At 72.5% G+C, this 23,479-nt stretch carries 19 protein-coding genes; 9 read left to right on the top strand and 10 right to left on the bottom strand.

Annotated features, from left to right (window positions below; genetic code table 11):
- Window positions 1-8: 8 nt before the first annotated feature.
- Window positions 9-935 (bottom strand): hypothetical protein, encoded by a 927-nt coding sequence (locus BJY16_RS12795; RefSeq protein WP_185046995.1) that lies wholly within the window; start codon window positions 933-935, stop codon window positions 9-11.
- Between the two features lie 93 nt (window positions 936-1,028).
- On the opposite strand from BJY16_RS12795, the gene cofD reads away from it, so the two are divergent.
- The 4 genes from cofD to BJY16_RS12775 all read left to right on the top strand — a co-directional run bounded on the left by cofD (window position 1,029) and on the right by BJY16_RS12775 (window position 4,248).
- Complete coding sequence (gene cofD / locus BJY16_RS12790) at window positions 1,029-1,979, top strand: 2-phospho-L-lactate transferase (protein WP_185039676.1); 951 nt, start codon at window positions 1,029-1,031, stop codon at window positions 1,977-1,979.
- On the top strand, window positions 1,976-2,986 hold the full coding sequence (locus BJY16_RS12785; RefSeq protein ID WP_185039675.1) for a coenzyme F420-0:L-glutamate ligase: 1,011 nt from the start codon (window positions 1,976-1,978) through the stop codon (window positions 2,984-2,986). The genes cofD and BJY16_RS12785 overlap by 4 nt, the downstream gene beginning before the upstream one ends.
- On the top strand, window positions 2,986-3,540 hold the full coding sequence (locus tag BJY16_RS12780) for an NUDIX hydrolase (protein WP_185039674.1): 555 nt from the start codon (window positions 2,986-2,988) through the stop codon (window positions 3,538-3,540). Before BJY16_RS12785 ends, BJY16_RS12780 begins: the two co-directional genes overlap by 1 nt.
- 81 nt (window positions 3,541-3,621) lie before the next feature.
- Window positions 3,622-4,248 carry a DUF4232 domain-containing protein gene (locus tag BJY16_RS12775; RefSeq protein ID WP_185039673.1) on the top strand — a complete coding sequence of 209 codons (627 nt, stop codon included), beginning with the start codon at window positions 3,622-3,624 and terminating at the stop codon, window positions 4,246-4,248.
- Window positions 4,249-4,298: 50 nt separating this feature from the next.
- Here the strand turns inward: BJY16_RS12775 and BJY16_RS12770 are convergent, their stop codons facing one another.
- Both BJY16_RS12770 and BJY16_RS12765 read right to left on the bottom strand, forming a co-directional pair.
- Entirely contained in the window at window positions 4,299-5,417 is a 1,119-nt protein-coding gene (locus tag BJY16_RS12770) for a mannose-1-phosphate guanylyltransferase (RefSeq protein ID WP_221501951.1), read from the bottom strand.
- Window positions 5,418-5,439: 22 nt separating this feature from the next.
- A complete protein-coding gene (locus BJY16_RS12765) occupies window positions 5,440-6,585 on the bottom strand; it encodes a glycosyltransferase family 4 protein (protein ID WP_185039672.1) in 1,146 nt (381 codons plus the stop codon).
- A 204-nt stretch (window positions 6,586-6,789) separates the two neighbouring features.
- On the opposite strand from BJY16_RS12765, the gene BJY16_RS12760 reads away from it, so the two are divergent.
- Window positions 6,790-7,527, top strand: a complete 738-nt coding sequence (locus BJY16_RS12760; RefSeq protein ID WP_185039671.1) for a TIGR03089 family protein — start codon at window positions 6,790-6,792, stop codon at window positions 7,525-7,527.
- Here BJY16_RS12760 and BJY16_RS12755 read toward each other — a convergent pair whose 3' ends face one another.
- Window positions 7,528-9,456: an acetoacetate--CoA ligase gene (locus tag BJY16_RS12755; RefSeq protein WP_185046415.1), complete on the bottom strand. Its 1,929-nt coding sequence runs from the start codon at window positions 9,454-9,456 to the stop codon at window positions 7,528-7,530. It lies immediately after the preceding gene.
- Between the two features lie 27 nt (window positions 9,457-9,483).
- Window positions 9,484-10,017 carry an acyl-CoA thioesterase gene (locus tag BJY16_RS12750; protein WP_185039670.1) on the bottom strand — a complete coding sequence of 178 codons (534 nt, stop codon included), beginning with the start codon at window positions 10,015-10,017 and terminating at the stop codon, window positions 9,484-9,486.
- Window positions 10,018-10,075: 58 nt separating this feature from the next.
- On the opposite strand from BJY16_RS12750, the gene BJY16_RS12745 reads away from it, so the two are divergent.
- On the top strand, window positions 10,076-11,485 hold the full coding sequence (locus tag BJY16_RS12745) for a MotB domain-containing protein (protein WP_185039669.1): 1,410 nt from the start codon (window positions 10,076-10,078) through the stop codon (window positions 11,483-11,485).
- Window position 11,486: 1 nt separating this feature from the next.
- Here BJY16_RS12745 and BJY16_RS12740 read toward each other — a convergent pair whose 3' ends face one another.
- Window positions 11,487-13,076 carry an aminotransferase-like domain-containing protein gene (locus BJY16_RS12740; protein ID WP_185039668.1) on the bottom strand — a complete coding sequence of 530 codons (1,590 nt, stop codon included), beginning with the start codon at window positions 13,074-13,076 and terminating at the stop codon, window positions 11,487-11,489.
- A gap of 63 nt (window positions 13,077-13,139) precedes the next feature.
- On the opposite strand from BJY16_RS12740, the gene BJY16_RS12735 reads away from it, so the two are divergent.
- Both BJY16_RS12735 and BJY16_RS12730 read left to right on the top strand, forming a co-directional pair.
- A complete protein-coding gene (locus BJY16_RS12735; protein ID WP_185039667.1) occupies window positions 13,140-14,294 on the top strand; it encodes a trans-sulfuration enzyme family protein in 1,155 nt (384 codons plus the stop codon).
- Window positions 14,295-14,445: 151 nt separating this feature from the next.
- On the top strand, window positions 14,446-15,084 hold the full coding sequence (locus tag BJY16_RS12730) for a nuclear transport factor 2 family protein (protein WP_185039666.1): 639 nt from the start codon (window positions 14,446-14,448) through the stop codon (window positions 15,082-15,084).
- 515 nt (window positions 15,085-15,599) lie between these two features.
- Here the strand turns inward: BJY16_RS12730 and BJY16_RS12725 are convergent.
- Complete coding sequence (locus tag BJY16_RS12725; RefSeq protein ID WP_221501950.1) at window positions 15,600-17,030, bottom strand: MFS transporter; 1,431 nt, start codon at window positions 17,028-17,030, stop codon at window positions 15,600-15,602.
- Entirely contained in the window at window positions 16,979-18,268 is a 1,290-nt protein-coding gene (locus BJY16_RS12720; protein ID WP_185039665.1) for a M20 metallopeptidase family protein, read from the bottom strand. The genes BJY16_RS12725 and BJY16_RS12720 overlap by 52 nt, the downstream gene beginning before the upstream one ends.
- A 56-nt stretch (window positions 18,269-18,324) precedes the next feature.
- On the opposite strand from BJY16_RS12720, the gene BJY16_RS12715 reads away from it, so the two are divergent.
- A complete protein-coding gene (locus BJY16_RS12715) occupies window positions 18,325-19,437 on the top strand; it encodes an Lrp/AsnC family transcriptional regulator (protein WP_185039664.1) in 1,113 nt (370 codons plus the stop codon).
- Here BJY16_RS12715 and BJY16_RS12710 read toward each other — a convergent pair.
- Both BJY16_RS12710 and BJY16_RS12705 read right to left on the bottom strand, forming a co-directional pair.
- Window positions 19,420-21,588, bottom strand: coding sequence for a carbohydrate-binding protein (locus BJY16_RS12710; RefSeq protein ID WP_185039663.1), 2,169 nt, complete (start codon window positions 21,586-21,588; stop codon window positions 19,420-19,422). The genes BJY16_RS12715 and BJY16_RS12710 overlap by 18 nt on opposite strands.
- A complete protein-coding gene (locus BJY16_RS12705) occupies window positions 21,588-23,438 on the bottom strand; it encodes a ricin-type beta-trefoil lectin domain protein (RefSeq protein ID WP_185039662.1) in 1,851 nt (616 codons plus the stop codon). The genes BJY16_RS12710 and BJY16_RS12705 overlap by 1 nt, the downstream gene beginning before the upstream one ends.
- Window positions 23,439-23,479 lie beyond the last annotated feature (41 nt).

Raw genomic sequence — 23,479 nt, 5'->3', positions numbered from 1 at the left:
GACGAGGGTCACTGGCGGGGCGGGTCGGCGTCGGCCGGACCGAAGCCCGGACGGTCGTCCGGCAGCTTGGTGGTGCGGTCCGCCGGGTCCGCCGCGGGCGGGGCGGGAGCAGGCGGCGCGGAGGCCGGCGGAGCCGACGCCGGCGGGGTCGACGCCGGCGGAGCCGAGGCAGGCGGGGCGGAGGCCGGCGCAGCCGAGGCAGGCGGGACCGTCGAGACCGGCGGCGTGGTGACCGGCGGCTGGTTCCAGGCCGGCGGCGGCGCCGGCTGACCGTAGGTGCCGGGCGGGAACACCGGCGCGGGCGCTGCCCCGGGCTGGCCGTAGGTGGCCGCCGGCGGCGGGCCCGGCTGACCGTAGGTGGCCGGCGGCGGACCCGGCTGGGCCGGGAACGGCGGCTGCGGCGCCCCGTACGCCGCGGGCTGCCCGTACGGCGTCCCGTACTGCGGCCGCCCGTAGACGCCGGGCCCCGCGGCCGGTTTCGGCGCCGTGTAGAGGCCGCGCCAGATCTGGAACATGGCGTACCCCACCAGGCCGTAGAGCGCCAGCCAGGCGACCCGGTCGAGCAGCGACAGGAAGGCCCCGCCGGCGTCGTAGGTGGCCTGCTTGATCACGGCGAACAGCAGGCCGAAGACGACGGCGAAGAAGCCCATCACCGCGTACTCGATGACGGCGGCCAGCGCGATCAGCCGGGCTTTCGGGTGGACCGGCTTCAGGGCGTGCGCCAGCAGCACGGCGGCCAGCGGCATGAACAGCGTCGCCAGATTGACGAAACCGCCGAAACTGCCGACGACGCCGTCCTTGAAGAGGCTGATCACAGCCGTGAACAGGAACACGGCCGGCGCGCCGACCAGGGCGTACGCGGCGAGGTCGCGCAGCGGCGTCAGGTACTGGCCGATCGGCTTGCCCTCAGCCGGCGTGGGCTGCGGTGTGGTCACGGTTACTCCCGGACGTACGGTGATCGAGGTGCGCCCAGAGTAAACCTCGACCCGGCAACCGGCCCGGCCACGCCGGTGGGAGAGGATGGGCGGATGCGGATCGTGGTCCTCACCGGGGGTATCGGCGGCGCCCGGTTCCTCGTCGGCGTGCGTGCGCACGCCCGTGCCATCGGCGCCGAGGTCACAGCGGTGGTCAATGTCGGCGACGACGTCCGGATGCACGGGCTGCAGATCTGCCCGGATCTGGACAGCGTGATGTACACGCTGGGCGGCGCGGCCGACCCGGAGCGCGGCTGGGGCCGGGTCGGGGAGAGCTGGGTCGTCAAGGAGGAGCTGGCGAGATACGGCGTCGAGCCGTCCTGGTTCGGGCTCGGCGACAAGGACACCGCCACCCACCTGGTGCGCACCACCATGCTCACCGCCGGTTTCCCGCTCTCCCAGGTCACCGCCGCGCTGTGCGAGCGCTGGCAGCCCGGGATCACCCTGCTGCCGGCCACCGACGACCGGCTGGAGACGCACGTGGTCGTCGACGTCGACGGCGAGCGCAAGGCGATCCACTTCCAGGAGTGGTGGGTGCGCCACCGCGGCCAGGTGCCGACGCACCGGTTCGTCTTCCGCGGCGCGGAGAGCGCCAAACCGGCCGCCGGGGTGCTCGACGCGATCGGCGCGGCCGACGTGGTGCTGATCGCCCCGAGCAACCCGGTGGTCAGCATCGCGCCGATCCTGGCCGTGCCGGCGATCCGGGACGCGGTGGCCACCGGCCCGGCCCCGGTCGTCGGGGTCTCGCCGATCATCGGCGGTTCACCCGTCCGGGGAATGGCCGACAAGTGCCTGGCCACGCTGGATGTCGAGGTCAGCGCCGGCGCGGTCGGGCGGATGTACGGCCCGCGCGCCGAGGGCGGCCTGCTCGACGGCTGGCTGGTCGACACGTCGGACGCCGGCGCCGAGGTGCCCGGGGTGCGCACCCGCGCGGTGCCGCTGTGGATGAAGGACGAGACGCTCACCGCGCGGATGGTCGCCGACGCGCTGGAGCTGGCCCGATGAGGCTGGAGATCCTGCCGGTCGAGGGGATCGGCGACATCACCGCCGGCGACGACCTGGCCGCGCTGATCATGTCGGCCGCGCCCTGGCTGACCGACGGCGACGTGCTGGTGGTGACCAGCAAGATCGTGTCGAAGGCGGAGGGCCGGCTGGTCGAGGTCCCGGCCGACGGCCCGGAGCGGGACGACGCCCGCCGCCGGATGCTGGAGTCGGAGACCGCCCGGGTGGTGGCCCGCCGCGGGCCGACCACGATCGTGCAGACCCACCACGGTTTCGTGATGGCCGCGGCCGGCATCGACGCGTCGAACGTGGACAAGACCCACCTGGTGCTGCTGCCCGCCGACCCGGACGCGTCGGCCCGGGCGCTGCGCGCCGACTTCGCCGCGCGCGGGCTGGACGTCGCGGTGATCGTCTCCGACACGATGGGCCGGGCCTGGCGGAACGGGCTGACCGACGTGGCGCTGGGCGCGGCCGGGATCGGGGCGCTGCGCGACCACCGGGGCGAGGTCGATCCGTACGGGAACGAGCTGAGCCTCACCCAGATGGCCGTGGTCGACGAGCTGTCCGCGGCGGCCGAGTTGGTCAAGGGCAAGTGCGACCGGGTGCCGGTGGCGGTGGTCCGTGGCTATCCGCGGCACGCCGACGAGGGCGACGCCGGGGCGGCCGCGCTGGTCCGGGACACCGCCAGCGACATGTTCAGCCTGGGGACGGCGGAAGCGCGTACCCAAGGCCTGCTCGATGCCGCGCACCTGCCGGAGGCCGCGTCGCCCGCCGATCCGGAAGCGGTCCGGCGTGCCGCGGCCCTGGCCGCCCTGCTCGCCACGCCCGGCACGGGGATCGTCGCGGAGGACGGCGCGGTGCGCCTCACCCCGGCCGGGTCCGGGTCCGCCGACCTGGTGCGGCTGGGCGCGGACGCCTATCGGGTACGGGTGGCGCTCGCCGCCGAGGGTGTGACCAGCAGCACCGCCGTCGACGACGCGGGCGTGACCCTGATCTTCGGAGCATCGTGATGAGCCTGTACGAGGACGCCGTCCGGGTCCTGACCAGCTGGACCGCCACGTCGGACACCGCCGAGGCGAACCGCAAGCGCACCCTCGGCCTGCTCGCCGACGGTCCGGTGGCGATGACCCGGGCGCACCGGGCCGGGCACGTCACGGCGAGCGCGCTGATCGTCGACGACGCCGGCCGGGTGCTGCTCTGCCTGCACGGGCGGCTCGGGCTGTGGATGCAGGTCGGCGGGCACTGCGAGGCGGGCGACCCGACGCTGGCGGCCGCGGCGCTGCGCGAGGCGACCGAGGAGTCCGGCATCGACGGGCTGGTCCTCGACCCGGAGCCGATCGACATCGACATCCACGAGGTGCGCTGCGGCGCCGCCGACGGGGCGCCGGCCGAGCCGTCGGTGCACTACGACGTGCGGTTCCTGCTCCGCGCGCCGGCCGGCTCGGTGGAGCGGATCAGCGACGAGTCGGCCGACCTGGCCTGGTTCGCGCCGGACGAGCTGCCCAGCCCGCTGGCGGCCGGTGTGGTCCAGCAGATCGGCCCGGCGCGGGCCCGGCTGGCCTGAGACCGGGCCGAGTTCCCCTCTTCGTGCCAAGGGCGGCGGGGATCCACGCCGCCGCCCACCCCGCCGTTGATCATCAGTCTCGTGAGAACTGACATCCGCTTCCGCGCCCTCGCGATCGCCGTCCCGGCCCTGATCCTGGCTGGCTGCTCCAGCACCGGGCCGGCCACCGGGGCGGCCCCGGCGACGCCGGCCGACGCCCCCGCGACGACGACGCCCAGGGCGGCGACCACGGCCAAGGCCGCGACCACGGCCAAGGCGACGGCGAAGGCCTGCACGAGCGCGGACATGAAGACCACGGTCACCGCCCAGCCGGACGAGAAGGACGCGGTCGACACCGCGCTGGTCACCCTCACCAACACCGGCAAGGCCGCCTGCACGCTGCACGGCTGGGTGGCGATCTCCCTGGTGAACGCCGCCGACGAGGTCGTCGACGTGCCCACCTCCCGGGTGGAGCAGCCGGGCCCGGCCAGCACCTTCACCGTCCCGCCGGGCACCTCGGCGTTCGCCGGGATCAGGTGGGTCAACTGCGACAAGGCCGACGCCGCCTGCGGCGTGGGCAACACGCTGCGCTACAACCTGGAGGCGTCCACCGACGGCCCGGTGGCCGAGCTGGAGGAGTTCCCGGCCGCCGAGCGCAACGGGATCGCCTGGAAGACCCTGCGGATCGGCACCCTGCAGCCCAGCCGCCAAGGCGTGGTGGCCTGGTAGCCGGCCCGATCACAGGCAGCCGTGCCACCCTCACCCCGGTGGCCGGCGGATCAGATGTAACCGTGCTGGCCGAGCTCCTTGAGCTGGTCGACCAGGCTCTTGACCTCCTGCGCGCGCTCCCGCGGGCAGATCAGCACGGCGTCCGGGGTGTCCACGATGACCAGATCGCGGACGCCCATCGCGGCCACCAGGCGGCCCGAGCCGGGCACCACGACCAGATTCTCCGTCTCGCGCAGCAGCACGGTGGGCTGCTCGGCGCCGGTGTCGTGGCCGACCACCACGTTGCCCGCCGGGTCCGCGGTGAGCACCTCACCGAGCGTGTGGAAGTCGCCGACGTCGTTCCAGCCGAAGTCGCCCGGGACGGTGCCGACCCGGCCGACCGCGGCCGCGCCCTCCATCACCGCGTAGTCCACCGAGATCCGCGGCAGGGTCGGCCAGACCTCGCCGAGCACCTCCTCCTGCTCGGCGGTGCCCCAGGCCGCGGCGATCCGGCGCACCCCGGCGGCCAGCTGCGGCTGCTGCCGGGCCAGCTCGGCCAGGAAGGCGTCGACCCGCCAGACGAACATGCCGGCGTTCCACAGGTAGTTGCCGGATTTCACGTAGGCCTCGGCGACCTCGTAGGACGGCTTCTCCTTGAACTCCTCGACCCGCAGCGCCGGGCCGTCGCCGACGGTGCCGCCGCACTGGAGGTAGCCGTACCCGGTCTCCGGGCGGGTCGGGGTGATGCCGAGGGTCATCAGCAGACCCTCCTTGGCGCCCGCCATGGCCCGGCGGATCACCGCGGCGAACTCGTCCTTGTCCGCGATCAGGTGATCGGAGGCGAACGAGCCCATGATCGCCTCCGGGTCGCGGCGGGCGATCACCGCGGCAGCCAGCGCGATCGCCGCGCACGAGTCACGCGGCGACGGCTCGACCAGAACGTTCTCGTCGGGCATCGCGGTGAGTTGCCGGGAGACCGCCGCGGCGTGTGCCACGCCGGTCACCACAAAGACCCGATCGGGTGAGGTCAGCGTGTCCAACCGGTCCACGGTGGCCTGCAACAAGGAGGCCTCGGTACCGGTCAGGGGGTGCAGAAACTTGGGATGACCGGCGCGGGACAGTGGCCACAGACGGGTTCCGGTACCGCCGGCCAGAACCACTCCGTACAGCACATCCTGTTCGTCGCTCATGCGCGTCGAGTTTAGTTGACGATCAAGCCGCGACCCGGTTCCACGTGGCCACGTGTACCTCCGCGCTGGACGCCCAGGTGAACTCCTTCGCCCGGTCGAAGCCCGCCTTGGCGAGCGCCTGCCGGCGTGGCTCGTCGTGCAGCAGATCGGCCAGGTCCTCGGCGATCCGCTCCGGCGCCTCGGTGGTGTACGCCACCGCGTCACCGCCCACCTCGGGCAGCGAGAGCCGGGGCGTGGTGAGCACCGGGGTGCCGCACGCCATCGCCTCCAGGATCGGCAGGCCGAAACCCTCGCCGAAGGACGGATAGCAGGCCACCAGCGAGCCGCCCAGGAAGCCGGGCAGGTCGGTGTAGCGCAGGTAGCCCGGGCGCAGCAGCCGCAGGTGCGACGGCACCTCGGCGACCGCCCGGTCGATGTCGTCGTCGTGCCCCTGGCCGCCGGCGATCACCAGGGCCGGCGGGTGCGGCCAGTCGGCCACCGCGCGGGCCCAGCCACGGATCAGGTTCGGCACGTTCTTCCGTGGCTCCTTGGCGCCGACGAACGCGATGTAGCCGGCGTCGCCGAGGCCGAGCCGGGCCCGCACCCGGGCCTTCTCCTCCTCGGTCGGCAGGTGGAACGCCGACTGGTCGACGCCGTGATAGGCCACGTCGATCTTGGTGGGGTCGGCGTCGAGCAGCCGGATCAGCTCGTCCCGGGTGGCCTTGCTGGGCACGATCACCCGGGCGGCCCGGCGCAGCGACGTCTTGATCGCGCTGCGGAAGAAGGTCCGCTTGGTGTTGTCGTAGTGCTCCGGCTCGGTGAAGAAGGTGGCGTCGTGCACGGTCACCGTGACCGGCACGCTGGACCGGAGCGGGCAGGTGTAGAACGGCGAGTGCAGCACCTCGGCGCCGACCTGCTGGACCAGCAGCGGCAGGCCGGTCTGCTCCCAGGCGAGCCGGGCCGGGCGGTGCACGATGGCGGCCGGACCGGGGATGACCTCGGCATCCGGCAGCATCCGGCGGTAACGCTCCGCATCCGAACGCTGGGCGACAACGGCCAGGTCCACACGATCCGGGCCCAGCAGCCCGAGGGCGCCGAGCAATCCGTCGACATATCTGCCGACACCACCTCTGTCCGCGGGGACACTAGTGGCGTCGACCAGCACTCGCGGGGGGCGACCGGGGGTCACGAGGCATCTCCTTGGCGTCTCTGACGTACCGATGCTGCGGTGGAACGCGGATGCCACGGGTCTCCGGCATCCACTCCGAGCGTACGCCCGGAAGGCTTCCGGGACGTGTCCGCGACGCCGGTGGTTGCCGTACGTTGCCGTAATCGATGCCGGAAAGACGCACCGGCGCGATCACTGTGAGTAATCAGCCTAAGGTGAGTGACGATGATGACCACGATCCCGCAGGCGCTCGCGGAAGCCGTCCGGCACGACCCGGCCGCACCGCTGCTCACCTGGTATGACGACGCCACCGGCGACCGTGCCGAGCTGTCCGGCGCGACCCTCGACAACTGGGTGTCCAAGACGGCGAACCTGCTGGTCGACGGCATCGGCCTGGGGCACGGCGACAGCGTCGCGCTGCTCCTGCCGCCGCACTGGCAGACCGCCGCCGTGCTGCTCGGCGTGTCGGCCGCCGGGCTGGCCGCCGACCTGGCCGACCTGGGCGGCGACCCGCAGCCGGTGGAGGCGCTGTTCACCACCCCGGACCGGGTGGACCGGGCGGCCGCCTGGCCCACCCTGGACCGGTACGCGACCGGCCTGCTCCCGCTCGCCATGCCGCTGCGCGAGGTGCCCGCCGGGTACGCCGACTTCGTCACCGAGGTGCGCAACCACGGCGACCACTTCCGCGGCGAGCCGGTCGGTCCGGCCGACCGGGCCTTCGCCGGGCCGATCGAGCTGAGCCACCAGGACGTCCTGGAGGCGGCGCACGAGCGGGCCGCCCAGCTCGGCTTCGGCGCCGGCGACCGGGTCCTGTTCGACGTCACGATCCACCCGGACCCGGTCGACTGGCTGCTGGCGCCGCTGGTCGCCGGGGCGTCCGCGGTGCTCTGCGCCCACCTGGACGAGACCAAGCTGGACGCCCGGGTCACCGCGGAGAAGGTCAGCCTGGTGCTGAGCGCCTAGCTAGCGCCTGGACCGCTCCCGGGCCAGCTCGGCGAAGGCGGTCAGCGACTCCGGGTTGGCCAGGGCGCCCTTGGCCGCCGCCGACTCGATCGGGGTGCCGGTGAGGATCCGTTTCACCGGCACCTCCAGCTTCTTCGCGGACAGGGTGCGCGGCACCGCGCGTACCGCGTGGATGGTGTCCGGGATGTGCCGCGGGGACAGCGACCCGCGCAGCTCCCGGGCGATCTTCGCGCGCAGCGCGTCGTCCACCTCGACGCCCTCGGCCGGCACCACGAAGAGCAGCAGCTCGCCGTTCGGGTCGTCGGCCGCGTCCAGGTGCACCACCAGCGAGTCGGCGATCTCCGGCAGGCTCTCCACCACCGAGTAGAACTCCGACGTGCCGAGCCGGACCCCGCCCCGGTTCAGGGTGGCGTCGGACCGGCCGGTGATCACGCAGCTGCCGTCCTCCCCGATGGTGATCCAGTCGCCGTGCCGCCAGACGCCGGGGAAGACGTCGAAGTAGGCCTCCCGGTAGCGCGAGCCGTCCGGGTCGTTCCAGAAACCGACCGGCATGCTCGGCATCGGCGCGCTGATCACCAGCTCGCCCAGCTCGCCGACGACCGGTTCGCCGCTCGGGTCGTAGGCCTCCACCCGGGCGCCCAGGCTCCGCCCGGAGATCACCCCGGCGCGGACCGGGAGCAGCGGCGCGCCGCCGACGAAGCCGGTGCACACGTCGGTGCCGCCGGAGAGCGAGAGCAGCTGCAGGTCCCGGCCGACCGCCTGATAGACCCAGGCGAAGCCCTCGGCGGGCAGCGGCGCGCCGGTCGAGCCGAGACCCTTCAGCCTCTTCCGCGGAGTGAGGCCGGCCTTGCGGCACGCCATCAGGAACGGCGCCGACGTACCGAAATAGGTGATCCCGGCGGTGTCGATCAGATCCCAGAGGGTGTCCAGCGACGGCCAGCCCGGGTTGCCGTCGAACAGCACGATCGCCGCGCCCACGGCCGGGCCGCTGGCCAGGTAGTTCCACATCATCCAGCCGGTGGTGGTGAACCAGAAGAACCGGTCGGACGGGCCCAGGTCGTGGTGCAGGGCCAGGATCTTGAGGTGCTCCAGCAGGATGCCGCCGTGGCCGTGCACGATCGGCTTGGGCAGGCCGGTGGTGCCGGAGCTGTAGAGCACGTAGAGCGGGTGGTCGAACGGGACCGGCTCGAAGGTCAGCTCGTCCGGCCCGTCCAGATCGGAGAAATCGCCTGAGGTACCCAGGTAACCGATCGTGACAACGTGCTCCAGCGACGGCAAGGCCGCGACAATCGCCTCGACCTCAGCGCGACGATCGACCGACTTGTCGCCGTATTTGTAGCCGTCGACCGCCACCAGCACCTTCGGCGCGATCTGGCTCCACCGGTCGATCACACTGCGCGACCCGAACTCCGGCGCGCAGGACGAGAAGATCGCCCCGAGGCTGGCGGTGGCCAGCATCAGCACGTAGGTCTCCGGGATGTTCGGCGCGTAGGCGGCGACCCGGTCGCCCTTGCCGACCCCCCGGGCCGCCAGCCCGGCACGCACGCGCCGCACCTGCTCACGGAGCTGCCGCGCGGTCAGGGTGAGCGGTTCGCGACTGTGCGAGTACGCCAGCACGACCGGCTCGTCGTCGCCGATGCCGGGCATCCGCAGCACGTTCTCCGCGTAGTTCAGCGTGGCGCCGGGGAACCACCGGGCCCCCGGCATCAGGGTGTCGCCCAGGACGGCGGTCGGCGGATCGTGGGCCAGCACGGCGAAGTAGTCCCAGATGGAGCTCCAGAACCCGGCGAGGTCGGTGACCGACCACTCCCACAGTGCCGGATAGTCGGCGAAGCTCAGCCCGCGCTCCCGCTCCAGCCAGGTCAGATAGTCGCCGATCCGGGAGGTCTGCCGGACGTCGGCCGGCGGCTCCCAGAGGACTGTGCCCATCGTCACCGTCATGCGCCCACCCTACGTTCACCAACCCGGCTGCGGACCCTCTTGCTGCTCGGCCCGGGCCCGCTGGATCGCCCGGCGGCGGGCGAGACGATGGTCACGGCGGATCAGCGCTTCCTTGAACCGGCGCTTGTCGTCCGGGTCGGCGAGCAACACCGGCGGGACCGTGCGGGGCTTGCCGGCCACATCGACCGCCACGAAGACCAGGTAGGCGGTGGCCACCGGGACCGGGGTGCCGCCGACCTCGTCCCAGCGCTCGCCGGTCAGCTTGACGCCGACCTCCATCGAACTCTTGCCGGTCCAGTTGACCTGCGCGTACGCGTGCACCAGGTCGCCCACCCGGACCGGCTCCAGGAAGACGATCTCGTCGATCGCGGCGGTGACCGCGGTGCCCCCGCTGTGCCGGGCGGCGGCCGCGCCGGCCACGTCGTCGACGAACTTCATCAGCACCCCGCCGTGCACGGTGCCGTAGAGATTGACGTCGACCGCCGTCATGATCTTACTGAGGGTGACCCGGCTGTCAGCGATCGGTCGACCTTGGTGTTGCTCGTCCATCCCGGCACCATACGGCGGACTTAGCGGTCGTTGCCGAGCCGAGGTAGCGTGCCGGATCATGCGTCACCTCCGGTCGATCCTGTACGCGCTCGTGCTCGCCCCCGCCATCTGGGTCCTGGCCGGCGTCGGCTTCACCCACGACCTGGTCAGCCGCGGTCGGGACATGTTCACGGCCGAGTCGGTGAGCGGCCTGCTGCTGCTGATCTTCGCCGGGATCCTCTACGCGATCATGGCGTTCTCGCCGATCTCGCCGGCCGGTCCGACGCTCGCCGGCGCGACGTTCCTCGGGGTGACGTACTGGGCGTGGAGCGCGCCGGAGTCGTACGCCGGCGTCTGGCCGCCGGACGTGGTGAAAACCGACTTCGACCTGAGCCGCCCGGGCTACGGCCTGGCCGCGCTGCTCGCCGTGCCACTGCTGTGCACCGCGCTGAGCGCTCGCCGCTGGGCCCGCTACGAGCCGCCGGTGCTGCCGATCATCGGTGAGATCGGCCGGTTCCGCGGCTCCGCCAAGGTGGCCGGCGAGACCGTCGCGGCGGCCGAGACCACGGTCCTGCGCACCGCGCAGCCGATGCCGTCCCGTCGCCCGGCCGACCCGACGGTCGCCATCCCGACCCAGCGCCCCGCACCGCTCGCCGCTCAGACCGCTGCGCCGCTCGCCGCTCAGACCGCTGCGCCGGTCGCGGCTCAGACCGCTGCGCCGGTTGCGGCTCAGGACGACAAGACCCAGATTTTCGGTACGGTCGGAGCCGACCCGACGGTGGCCATCCCGTCGGCAGCAGCCACTACCCCGGCAAGGCCCGCCGTGGCAGCAAATGTCGCCAATCCCGCCCCGAATTCTAATAACTCCGGCATTACCACTAATTCAACTATTGCCCCGAGCACCGGAAAAACCGCCTCCCAGCCGCTCGCCACCACCCCGCCCGACGGCGACCAGACCGTCGCGATGGTCCTCCCGGCAACCGCACCGGTCCCGGCGAAGCCCACCCCGGCAAGCACGCCGGTGACCGCCGCGGCGGCCTCAGCCCAGGTGCCGGCGGACGAGGAGAAGACGACCGCCCTCCCGGCGCAGGAGGAGAAGACGACCGCCCTCCCGGCGCGACCCGCACCGGCCGCCGCGAAGGCGGCAGCGGCAGCCACTCAGCCGGCATCGGCCGCCGCGAAGGCGGCAGCGACCCCGCCCACGGCGAAGGCCGAGCCGGCCCCGGCCGACGGCGACAAGGCGACGGCTCTCCCGGCGCAGGTGACGCCGGCCGACGGCGACAAGACGACGGCTCTCCCGGCGCAGGCGACGCCGGCCGACGGCGACAAGACGACCGTTCTCCCGGCCCAGCCGAACGGCGCGGGTGAAGAGGCGCGGAAGCCCGCGGACGACGAGGAGACCGAGGTGCTGTCCGCGGCCGCACTGGTCACCCCGCCCGCCGAGGAGCCCGAGGTCGCCAAGCTCCCGGCCGCGGCCGCCGAGAGCTAGTTCAGACCGCGATCGCCGGCAGGGGTGGCGGGGTGGCCGCCGCCCGGCCGGCGAACGCTCGCCAGGCCGTGGCCATCGCCCGGACGCCCGCGCTGAGCGCCGCCGGTTCCGCCACGAACGGGATGCGCAGGCGGTCCAGGCTGCCGCCGGACGGGTCGAGTGAGCCGCCGGGCAGCACCGCGACCCCCTCCCGCAGCGCCGCCTGCGCGTAGGACGCCGCGTCCGCGCCGGGCAACCGCACCCACAGCGTCTGCCCGCCCTCGGCCGGCTCGAACTCCCACTCCGGCAGCTGCCGCCGCACCTCGGCGCAGAGGTGGTCGTGCCGGGCCCGGAGCAGCTCGGAGCGCTCGGCGACCAGCGTGTCCAGCCCTTCGATCAGCTCCACCGCGGCGAGCTGGTCGAGAACTCCGCTGCCCAGGTCGATCACCGCCTTGAGCCGGGCGAGCCGGCCGATCAGCGCCGGCTGCGCCCGCACCCAGCCGATCCGCAGGCCGCCCCAGACCAGCTTGCTCAGCGACCCCACGGTGATCAGCTGGTCAGCGTCCGGAGCGAGCGCCGCCAGCGGCGGGGTGAGAGCAGACGCGCCCTGGACAGCGGGCGTGACAGGAAGAGACGCCCCTCGGAGCGGAGACGCGTCCCGGGCAGCGGGCGCGCCGGAAGAACTGGGCGTGGCAGGAAGGGACGCGCTCCGGGGTGGAGGCGCGTCCGGGAAGGCGGGGCCGGGACCCGGCGGGAACGCCAGCTCGGCGAGCACGTCGTCGACCACCAGCGGCACCCCGGTGTCCAGCGCCGCCGCCACGATCCGCTCCCGGTCGGCGGCCGGGAGGTGGCGCCCGGAGGGGTTGTGACACCGGGCGATCAGGTACGCCATCGCCGGCCGCCGGGACAGCGCGGCGGCGTACCGGAAATCGTCGGTCGTGACCGGCAGCAATGCCGCCGCCGACTCGCGGAAGATCTCCAGCGCGCCCGGATAGGTCGGCGCCTGCAGCACCACCTCGGCGCCGGGCGCGATCAGCGCCCGGGCCAGCAGCGCCAGCCCCTGCTGGCCGCCGGTGGTGACCAGGATCTGCTCGGGCGTGGTCGGCACCCCGCGGGTCGTGTAGCGCTCGGCCAGCGCGGCCCGCAACCGCGGATGCCCGGCCGGGTGGTAGCCGAGGTCCGGCCCGCCCAGCCCGGCGAGCGCGGCCCGGTAGGCGGCCGGCACCGCGGGCGGCGCCCCGGTCGGCCCGGCGCAGGCGAACTGCGCCACGTGGTCGGGCGGGTCGAGCAGGTGCAGGAAGACCGGGTTGACGGTCGGCTCGGTGGCGTTCAGCGGGCCGGGCGCGGACCCGGCCACCCAGGTGCCGCTCCCCTGCCGCCGGACCAGCCGGCCCTCCTGGCGCAGCAGGTCGTAGGCGGCGACCACGGTGGTCCGCCCGGCGGAGAGCCCGGCGGCCAGCGCCCGGTCGGTGGGCAGCCCGGTGCCCGGCGGCAGCTCGCCGTCGTCGATCAGGGCCCGGAGCCGGCCGGCCAGCAGCAGGTAGAGCGGGCCGCGGCCGGCGGACCAGCGGCCGAGCCGGGCGGCGAGGTCGGCGGGCGAGATTGGACTCATCGGCGAACCAATATACCGGCATTGGCCCTGTACCGATCCGATGACCGTGCGCAACATCGGGGTATGCATCCCGACACCCGCATGGTCCACGTCACCGCACCGGTCCCGGAGCACAGCACGCCCCTCGCGGTGCCGATCTACCAGACCTCGTCGTTCGCCTTCGCCGATCCGGAGCTGATGGCCGGCGGCCTGCACCGGCCGGACGGCGCCTACGTCTACTCCCGGTTCGCCAACCCGACGGTCCGCGCCCTGGAGACCGCGGTCGCCGACCTGGAGGGCGGGGCCGCCGCGATCGCCGCCTCGTCCGGCATGGGCGCGATCACCATGCTGCTGCACAGTCTGCTCGGCGCCGGCGACCACGTGATCGCTCAGCACAGCCTCTACGGCGGCACCCACGCGCTGCTGCACGACCTGGCCACCCGCCGCGGCGTGACGGTCACCCGGATCGACGGCCGCGACCCGGGCGAGCTGCGGTCCGCGCTGACCCCGCAGACCCGGGTGCTCTACCTGGAGACCATCGCCAACCCGACCGGCCACGTCAGCGACCTGCCGGCGCTGGCCCCGGTGGCCCGGGAGGCCGGGGTGCTCACCGTGGTCGACAACACCTTCGCCACCCCGGTCTTCTGCCGCCCGATCGAGCACGGCGCCGACGTCGTGGTGCACTCGGCCACCAAGTTCCTGAACGGCCACTCCGACGTCACCGGCGGGCTGGCCGTCTTCGCCGACGCCGAGCTGCACCGGCGGACCTGGGAGTACGCCGTCGAGTTCGGGGCCACCGCCGACCCGTTCGCGGCCTGGCTGACCCTGCGCGGCCTGCAGACCCTGGGGCTGCGGATGGAGCGGCACGCGGCCAACGTGACCCGGGTCGCCGGCTGGCTGTCCGGGCATCCGGCGGTCCGCTCGGTCAGCTGGACCGGCCCGGCGCCGGCCGCGCACGTCTCCGGGTATCCGGGGGCGTTCTGCTTCGACCTGGCCGGCGGCTACGACGCCGGGGTGCGGCTGCTGAGCCGGGTCCGGCTGATCCGGGCCGCCCCGTCGCTCGGCGGCACGCAGAGCCTGATGCTGCACCCGGCGAGCACCTCGCACCGGCAGCTGTCGCCGGCCGAGCTCGCGGAGGCGCGGATCAGCCCGGGAACGGTCCGGATCGCCGTCGGCATCGAGCACCCGGACGACCTGATCGCCGATCTGGAGCAGGCGCTGGACTTCGCGGCTCGTTAATACATGAGTCGATCGGTAAATAGCTATTAACCGATGAGATCTTTTTTCGCGAGTCCAACGTGGATAGGGTGATCATCGCCTTTGGACTACGGGGGGTAACCGAAGCGCGACACCTAAAGGGCCCCCTCCCCCTCGTTGGAAGGAACACCCCTTGACTGAGACGCCGTTGTGGCTGCAGGGCCGCGATGCAGTGATTGAGGCCGCCGACCCGTCCGAGTTCCGGCACGGCACTCCGGACTACCACCTGTCGGCCGTCGTGATGCCCGGGCAGCGCACCACGCAGCACGCGCCGGGCTCACTGGAGGCGATCGTCGAGTCGATCGTGCAGGTCTTCGAGATGGAGGTGTCGCACAAGAAGGACCCGGCCACCTGGGTCTCGATGGTGTCCGAGCACTTCCGCACCAACGTCAACGGCGGCGGCTGGGCCTCCGCGCAGGACATCGCCGACCAGGGCAGCTACAACGTCCTCGTCGGGGACAGCGTCTTCTACAAGCCGGAGTCGTTCGACGGGCAGCACGACGTCTTCCACGGCGCCTTCCCGAACGGTTTCTACTGGGAGGTGCTCGAGGTCCTCAGCCCGCCGCCGGTGGTCACCTTCAAGTGGCGCCACTGGGGCTCGTTCGACGGCGAGTACCACGGCTTCCAGCCGAACGGGAAGACCATCGAGATGTTCGGCATGAGCGTCGCCAAGGTCAACGACGACCTGAAGCTCCTCGAGGTCGAGCACTACTACGACCCGAACGCCTTCCTCGGCAAGCTGACCGGCGGCTGCCCGGTCGCGCACAACTAGTTCGTCGAAAGGCGCCGCTCGATGCCGAGCGGCGCCTTTTTCACCCCCACAAAGATCAACTTCATCCTTTACGGTACGCAGGTCCGCCGGGGTGCAGATGGCCATGCTCCCGGCCGGGCACGGCGATCTGGCCGCCGCAAAACGCCGCCGGTGACGAAGCAACTGACACCCCGACGCCGGTGGGGTTTGCCGGTGGCGGGGGATCAGCTGCCTCGCCACGGTTACCAGGCGTTTTGCCGCGGAGCGAAGCGGAGCAGGTCAGCTCAGCGTCCAGAACGATCGCCGTGCCCTTCACGGTCCGCGGGTGGTTCCGGAACCCCTCGCCGTCCACATCAGCGCTCTGTCCACAGGGGCGCCCGCCGAGACGCGCGAAATTCGCCACACTGTCCGAGGGTGGTCCCCCTGGGAGGGCGGGATTTGAGCGCGGCGGGATTCGAGCGCAAAGGCGGGATTTGAGTCCGCCGACGGGATTTGAGCCCACGGGCGGGATTTGAGCGCGCGGGCGGGTGCGGTCGTCACTCCGTGCGGCGGGCGAATCCGGCGGCCAGGGCGGCGAGGGCGCAGAGCGCGGCGCACAGCAGCCAGACGATGACATAGGCGGATTCGGCCGGAGTGCCGGCGCCGTCGAGGACGACCCCGGCCAGGATGGCGGCCACCACGCCGCCGGCTACCGCGCCGCCCAGGGTTTTGACGTTGTTGTAGAGGGCCGTCGTGATGCCGGTGCGGGACGGGTCGGCGGTCTCGGCGATCACGGTGGGCATGGCGCCGAGGGCTACCCCGACGGCCAAGCCGATCGGGACCTTGACGGCGAGCAGCTGCCCCACCTCGGCGTGGAAGGCCGCGGTGCCGACGAAACCGGCGGCGATCACCAGGAACGCCGCGACCAGGGTGCGGCGGTAGCCGAAGCGGCCGGCGATCAGCGCGGTGCACGACGAGCCGACCACCGCGAGGACCACAGCCGGCAGCCCGACCAGGGAGATCTGCAGCGCGGTGAGGCCGAAGCCGTAGCCCGCCTCGGCCGGGGACGCGGCCAGGAACGTCGCGTCCGGCGCCTGGCTGCCGAAGTAGACGATGCCGAAGACGAACGAGCAGCCGAAGAACGGCGCCACGTGCCGGCCGGTCAGCGCCCGCAGGTCGACGAGCGGTTCCGCGGTGCGCAGCTCCAGCACCGCCCAGCCGGCGAAGAGCGCCAGCCCGGCCACCGCCAGCGCCGCGCCGGTCCCGGCCGAGGTGCTGAGCAGCGAGATGCCGCCGAGCAGCGCGACCATCGCGACGCTGAGCAACGCCACCCCGGGCAGGTCGAGCTTCCCGGCGGCCAGGTTCCGGCTCTCCGGGACGGCGACGAAACTGACCGGCACGCAGACGGTGGCGAGCACGGCCGGTACCAGCAGGGTCGCCTGAGCGCTGCCGATCACCTCGTGCAGGCCGGCCACCAGCACCCCGCCGAGCAGCGCGCCCAGGGTGAGCGCGCCGACCAGCCGGGCGATCGCCTGGCGGGCCGGGCCGGTCGGCAGCCGGTCGCGGACCAGCGCGATCTCCAGCGGCAGCAGCGCGGCGAGCGGGCCCTGCAGCAGCCGGCCGGCGAGCAGCAGCGGCAGGTTCGGGGCCAGCGCGACCAGCAGGCTGCCGGCCGCGACGCTGGCCAGCGCGATCCGCAGCATCCGGCGGTGGCCGTGCAGGTCGCCGAGGCGCCCGAAGGCGGGCACGGAGACCGCCGAGGCGAGCAGCTGCACGGCGGTCACCCAGTTCAGCTGGGCGTCCGAGATCCCCAGCTCGGCGCCCAGGTCGGGAAGCAGCGGGCTGATGCTGCCCTGGATGAACCCGCTGGTCAGCTCGAAGAGGACGAGCAGCCCGACGACCGCGGTGACCTTCGGCGTCCTCTCGGCGACGGCGGTCACTCGGGCGTCCCGGGAGCGGCGGAACCCGGCGCGGCGGACGAGTCCCAAGAGGAAGAGGCTGGGGAAGAAGAGTCCGGGGAGGAAGGGTCGGGAGAGGCGGCGGCGAGGCGGGCCGCCGCCAGGGTGGCGAGCACGAGGGCCGCCTCCGGGACGCTGCGGTCGTCGAAGATCGCCTGCGGCGCGTGGTTCATCGGCGCGGTGGCCGGGTCGGTGCCCGGCGGCACCGCGCCGATCATCAGGTACGCCCCCGGCACCTGCTCCAGCACGAACGAGAAGTCCTCGGCCCCGGCCACCGGCTGCGGCGCCTGGACCGCCCGCTGCGGCCCGACCAGCCGCTGCACGGTGGCCAGGGCGAACGCCGCCTCGGCCGGATCGTTCACGGTCACCGGGTAGTTCGCCTGGTAGTCGATCTCCACCCGGACCCCGTGCGCGTCCGCGATGCCGCGCACCACCCGCCGCACCGCCGCCTGGATCGTCCGGTGCGTGCCGGGCGAGAAGGTCCGTACCGTCGCCTGGAACGTCCCGCTCGCCGGGATCACGTTGAACGCCGACCCGGCGTGGATCGAGCCGACGGTCAGCACCGCCGGGTCGAACGCGTCCACGGTCCGGGTGACCATGGTCTGCAGCGCGGTGACCATCTCGCAGAGCGCCGGCACCGGGTCCACCGCCAGGTGCGGCGACGAGCCGTGCCCACCCTTGCCGTGCACGGTCACGGTGACCGAGTCGGAGGCGGCCAGGATGGTGCCGGGCCGGGTGGCGACCACGCCGAGCGGCAGCACGGTGCTGGCCACGTGGATGGCGTAGGCGGCGATCACCCGCGAGCCGGCCGCGTCCAGCACCCCCTCGTCGATCATCACCTTGGCCCCGCGCTGCCCCTCCTCGCCGGGCTGGAACATGAAGACCACGTCCCCGGCCAGCTCCGCGCGCCGGGACGCGAGCAGGTGCGCGGCACCGACCACGGCGCTGGTGTGGATGTCGTGCCCGCAGGCGTGCATCACGCCGGGGATCGTCGAGGCGTACGCGACGCCGCTCTCCTCCGGCACCGGCAGCGCGTCCATGTCGCCGCGCAGCAGCACCGCCGGTCCGGGCCGGCCGCCGCGCAGCACCGCGGTGACCGAGGTCAGGTCCCGGCCGGTGGTGATCTCCAGGGGCAGGCCGGCCAGCGCCTCGAGCACCTTGGCCTGGCTCCGTGGCAGGTCCAGTCCGAGTTCCGGCTCGCGGTGCAACGCGTGCCGCAGGCTGATCAGGCGGTCGGCGTACGGAAGGACGTCGGATGCGGTGAACATGGCCGGTATGGTCGGCAAAATGACCGCTACCGCGCCCGGATTGCAGAGATCCGCCGATGGCCGGGGGTGACACGCCGGAAACGGTCACCCTCGACGAGCTGGACTACCAGTTGGTCACCGCGTTGCAGCTGGCGCCGCGGGCCGACTGGCAGCGGGTCGGCGCGGCGCTCGGGGTGGACGGCTCGACCGCGGCCCGGCGGTGGAACCGGCTGTACCGCACCGGGCACGCCTGGATCAGCTGCCTGCCGGCGCAGCTGGCGATCCCCGGCGTGGTGCTCGCGGTGATCGAGGTGGACTGCGTCGCCGGGCGGCTGCCGGAGGTGGCCGCCGGGCTGGCCGAGGACGTCAACATCGTCACCCTGGAGCACGTGACCGGGGCCCGGGACCTGCTGATCCAGGCCGCGTTCGCGGATCACGCGCAGCTCGCCCGCTATCTGAGTTTCCGGCTCGGGATGCTGCCCGGGGTGGCCGCGTCGCGCACCCAGATCGCGGTGACCGTGCACCTCGAGGGCAGCCGCTGGCGGCTGGACCGGCTCAGCGAGCAGGCCCGGGAGATCCTGACCGAGGGCCGGGCCGCGAAGAGCCCGGGCGGGCGGGTGTTCGGGGCCGAGGACCTGGACATCATCCGGATGCTCAGCGACGACCCGCGGCAGCCGGCGGCGCGGATCGCCGAGCGGCTGCGGCTCAGCCCGACCACGGTGCGCCGCCGGCTGGACCGGCTGGACGCGGACCGGTCGGTCGCCTACCGGGCCGAGGTGGCCCGGTACGTCTCCGGCTATCCGATCTCGGTGTCGCTCTGGGGGACGCTGCCGCCCGGCGACACCGGCCGGGTGGTCGGCAGGCTGAGCGGGATGCGCGAGACCCGCTTCTGCGCGACCCTGTCCGGCGCCGCGAACCTGCTGCTGGTGGTCTGGCTGCGCTCGGTGCAGGAGATCGCCGGGTTCGAGGCCCGGCTCGGCGCGCAGGTCCCGGAGCTGCGGATCATCGACCGCTCGGTCGCGCTCTGGGTGATGAAGCTCGGCGGCCACCTGCTGGATCCGCTGGGCCGCAACCTGCGGGCCGTGCCGCTGGATTTCTGGGCCGACCCGGTGTCCGACGCTGCCGAAGGCGAGCTTGTGGCACGCCTTCGGCAGGCCGGCGGCGGACCGCCCCTACTCGGTCAGCCGTAGGTAGTCCAGGTTGAACCCACCGGTCTCACAGTAAACCGTGATCGCCTGATCACCATCGGCCAGCGAGACCTGGGCCTCGACCGTTTGGTAGGAGGACCATCCCCCGGTGTCCGGAACCCGGACGGGTGACAGCACGGTCCCGGCCGCGTCCCGCACGGTGATCGCGTCCGCCGCCGACCCGGTGCCGTTGGCCACCCGCAGCTGCAGCCGGTACGTCCCGGCCGGGACGTCGAACCGGTAGGACAGCCAGTTGCCCGGCGCGGTCCAGCCGATGTTCTTGCCGCCGCTGGCCGCGCCGTTGCTCTCGACGAAGTTCGCCCCGCCCTCGGTCCAGCCGTGCTGCGCGGTGTACGCCTCGGCCTCGACGATCGCCCCGACCGGCGCGCCGTGCGGCCGGGTGGTGACGCGCACGGTCGTCTCGGCGTGCGCCCGGCCGTCGGTGACCGCGACGGTGAACTGCTGGGCGCCGGCCACCGCCGGGCTCAGGGTGACCACGCCGGTGTCCGCGTCGACGCTCGCGCCGGCCGGCAGATCGGTGGCGTAGAAGGCCAGCCGGTCGTGATCGGAGTCGGTCGCGCGCAGCGGGATCCGTACGGTGCCGTACTGGTCGGCGGTGACCTCCGGGACGGCGGCCAGCCGCGGGGCGTGGTTGTGCCGCCCGCCCGGCGAGCGGCTGGTCCAGCGGTAGCTTGCGTACGCCCCGGCCGGCACCGTGGTGACGAACGACCGGTCCCCGATCAGCACCCGGGTGCTGGTCGCCGTGGCGTTCGCGTTGCCCAGCACCGCCACGTAGTCGTCGCCGTCGCGGAACACCACGCTGCTCACCCCGTGGTCGGCCGCGCTCGACTCGACCCGGACATGCCCCGGCGTGAGGTACCTGGCGAACTGGCCGAGCTGGTAGAGCTCACTTCGTACCGAAAACGTGTGTGTCCCGGTGTTGACCTTGACGAGTCGGTCGGGCCACTTGCTGGTCCGCGCGACCTCGTCCCAGTCCACGTTGTTGTCCCGCGCGCCGGTCCAGTGCAGGGTGCCGCCGTCCTGGTCGGTGGTCTGCGCCCAGAGCACGTAACTGCTGGCGTCCAGCCGGAAGTAGGAGAGCACGGTGGCCGGCGACAGGTCGCTGGTCTCGGTCATGTGCACCGGCTTGCCGGTCTGCTGGTACGCGTCGCGCATGACGGCCGGGTCACCCCAGTACGGGTGGAAGGCGATCGCGTCGGCGGCCGCCGCGGCTCGCGGGTCGTTCAGGATCCGGTGGTAGTTCTTGGTGGCGGTGCTGTTCGGGTCGCGCCAGTCCCAGAAGTTGAAGTCGTGCACGTAGAGGTCGGTGCGCAGCCCGGCCTTGCGGAACTCCCGCTTGATCGCGACGGAGAGCTTCTGCTGCTGCTCGACGCTGATGTCCATGGCCGGGTAGACCACGTCCATGCCCGGCTCGTTGAGCAGCGTGATCGCGTCCACCCGGATCCCGTGCCGGGCATAGGCCCGCAGGTACTTCACGTAGTACCGGGCGAAGACGTCGATGCAGTCGTCGCGCAGCTTGCCGGCCTGGTAGTAGTCGGTGGTGCTGCCCGGCTTGAGGGCGACCTCGCCGAGGAACCGGTTGTTGGTCTTCATCCAGGCCGGGGCGCTCCACGCGGAGGCGAAGAAGGTGGCCCGCGGGTTGTACTTCTGGATCAGCTTGATCGTGTCGACGATGTGCAGGTCGATGTCGCGCTGGATGGAGAAGTGCTCGAGGTCCCAGTCGGCGGTGACGCCGGGCGGCAGCTCGTCGTAGGACCAGAACGGCAGGTGCTCGATCAGGTCGGGGCTGCCGATGGTGAGCCGGAAGCGGTCCAGCCCGGCTCCGGTCCGCGGATCGACCAGGAGCCGGATGGCGCGCTCCCGCTCGGCCGGGGTCAGCTTCCACAGGTTGGAGACGCTGGTCTCGTCGATCGAGAAGCCGATGCCCGCGTAGTTCTGTTCGGTCCGGCTCGGATCGACCACGACAGTGGCCGCCGCAGACTTGTCCGATTCATCGAGATGAGTCGGCGGCAGTGCTTGCCACTGCGCGGTCCCGGCCGAGTAGGTCCCGGTGACGATCGGCGCATCGTGATGAGACGGCGCGCCGAGGGCCGTGGCAGCCAGCGCCGCCACGACCAACGGTTTGAGCAACATCAGTTGAGCACCCACTTCTGGTTGGCGCCGGTGGTGCAGGACCACACCTGCAGGCGCGCCCCGTCCGCCGAACTGTTGTCCTTCACATCAAGACATTTCCCGGAATATCCGTTCACCAGGTGCTGGCTGGCGCTGTCGTACGTCCACTTCTGCGACGTCCCGGTGTGGCAGTCCCAGAGATGCGCCAGCGTCCCGTCGGCCGTGCTCGGCCCGACGATGTCCAGGCACTTGCCGAGCGACCGCAGCGTCCCGTCCGAGGCCCGGGTCCACTGCTGCGCGGTCGAGCCGTTGCAGCCGTAGAGCTGCACCGCGGTCCCGTTCGCGCTGGCCGCCCCGGCCACGTCCACGCACTTGCCGGCCAGCCCGGTGATGGTGCCGCCCGGATTCGAGACCACCGCACCGGACCAGGTGAAGGTGGCCGTGGTGCGGGCCGGCAGGGTGTAGGTGAACGACTGGCCGCCCCAGTTCACCCGGACCGACTGGCTGGACGAGCCGCCGTTGTGCGCGATCAGCGCCTTCGACCCGTCCGGGTTGCGCCACGCCACGTTCGGCACCGCGCTGGTCGCGTTGGTGTCGATCCGGACCGCGCCCGGCTTCACGAACTTGGTCAGGTGGCCCATCGTGTAGTACTCGACGGTGTAGTCCACCTGGCCGGCCCGCGAGCCGCCGTTCTGCACGGTGATCAGGCCGGTGCAGGTGCCGCAGCCGCCGTTGTGCGGGCCCATGTTCTGGTCCACGCCGAGGCTCCACTTGACCACCGAGCTGCCCCAGTTCCGGGTGTAGTCGATGATGTTGGCCATGTCCTCGTTGTGCTGATTGCCGATCCAGGTGCCGCCGGAGTGCTCGGTCTCGAACTGCTTCACCGAGGGGTACTGGTTGTGCACGTCGGTGCCGATGCTCGGGCTGCCGGCGTAGCCATGCCAGGCGATCCCGCCGAACGCCGAGTCACTCCGGATCCCGGCGTCGTTCAGGATCCCGGAGCCGAAGCTGGCGTAGTCGCCGTAGTTCCAGTCGTGCACCAGGACCTTGGTGTTCAGGTTCGCCGCGTGCAGCGCCGGATAGACGTGGTTCTTGGTGAACTCCACCAGGCCGGACGGGTTCCAGCTCATCCCGGGGTAGTCCATCGCGGTGGGGTTCGAGGCCTGACAGCAGTTCGGCTCGTTCTGCACCGACAGGTAGTCGACCGGGACCCCGGCCGCCTGGTAGCTCTGCAGGTACTTGACCAGGTACTGCGCGTACATGGGGTAGTACTCCCACTTCAGCCAGCCCATCTGGTCCATCCGGCCGTTGTCCTTCATCCAGCCGGGCGAACTCCACGGCACGCCCATCACCCGCAGCGCCGGGTTCAGCTGTTTGGCCTGCTGGGTGAGCAGCCGCACGGTGGTGTCGTAGCCGTTGGCGCCGAAGTCGTTCAGGTCGCAGCAGGTGTCGTCGAGCGAGACGTTCCCGGGGCGGGACAGATCAGAGGCACCGATCGGATTGCGTACGAAGGACAGCCCGATCCCGTTCGCCGGACTGAACAGCTTGGTCATCACGGCGTCCCGGGTCGCCGCCGTGACCGGGCCACCGCGCAGCAGGTAGGCCGTGGTGTCGGTGATCGACGCGCCGCCGCCCTCGAAGGTCTGGTAGGTGCTGCCCTCGTTGACGGTGATCGTGGTTCCGGCGCTGCCGCCGGCCGGGCCGAACGCGATCGCCGCCTGCTGCTGCAGGCCGCGGGTGACGGTACGGCCGCCGCTGTCCGATGTGGTGGTCAGGTAGACGTTGACGGTCTCGCCGGCGGCGATCGCGGCGGCCGGGGCGTAGAGCACGCTGCCGGCCAGCACCGCGGCGACAAGCAAGGACTTGCGCATGACGGGCTCCCTCGGGGGACGGGGATGACGTAACACGAAGG

Source organism: Actinoplanes octamycinicus (assembly GCF_014205225.1).
Taxonomy (GTDB): domain Bacteria; phylum Actinomycetota; class Actinomycetes; order Mycobacteriales; family Micromonosporaceae; genus Actinoplanes; species Actinoplanes octamycinicus.
The sequence above is the reverse complement of the archived record's forward strand: the minus strand, read 5'-3'. Positions and strand labels throughout refer to the sequence as shown.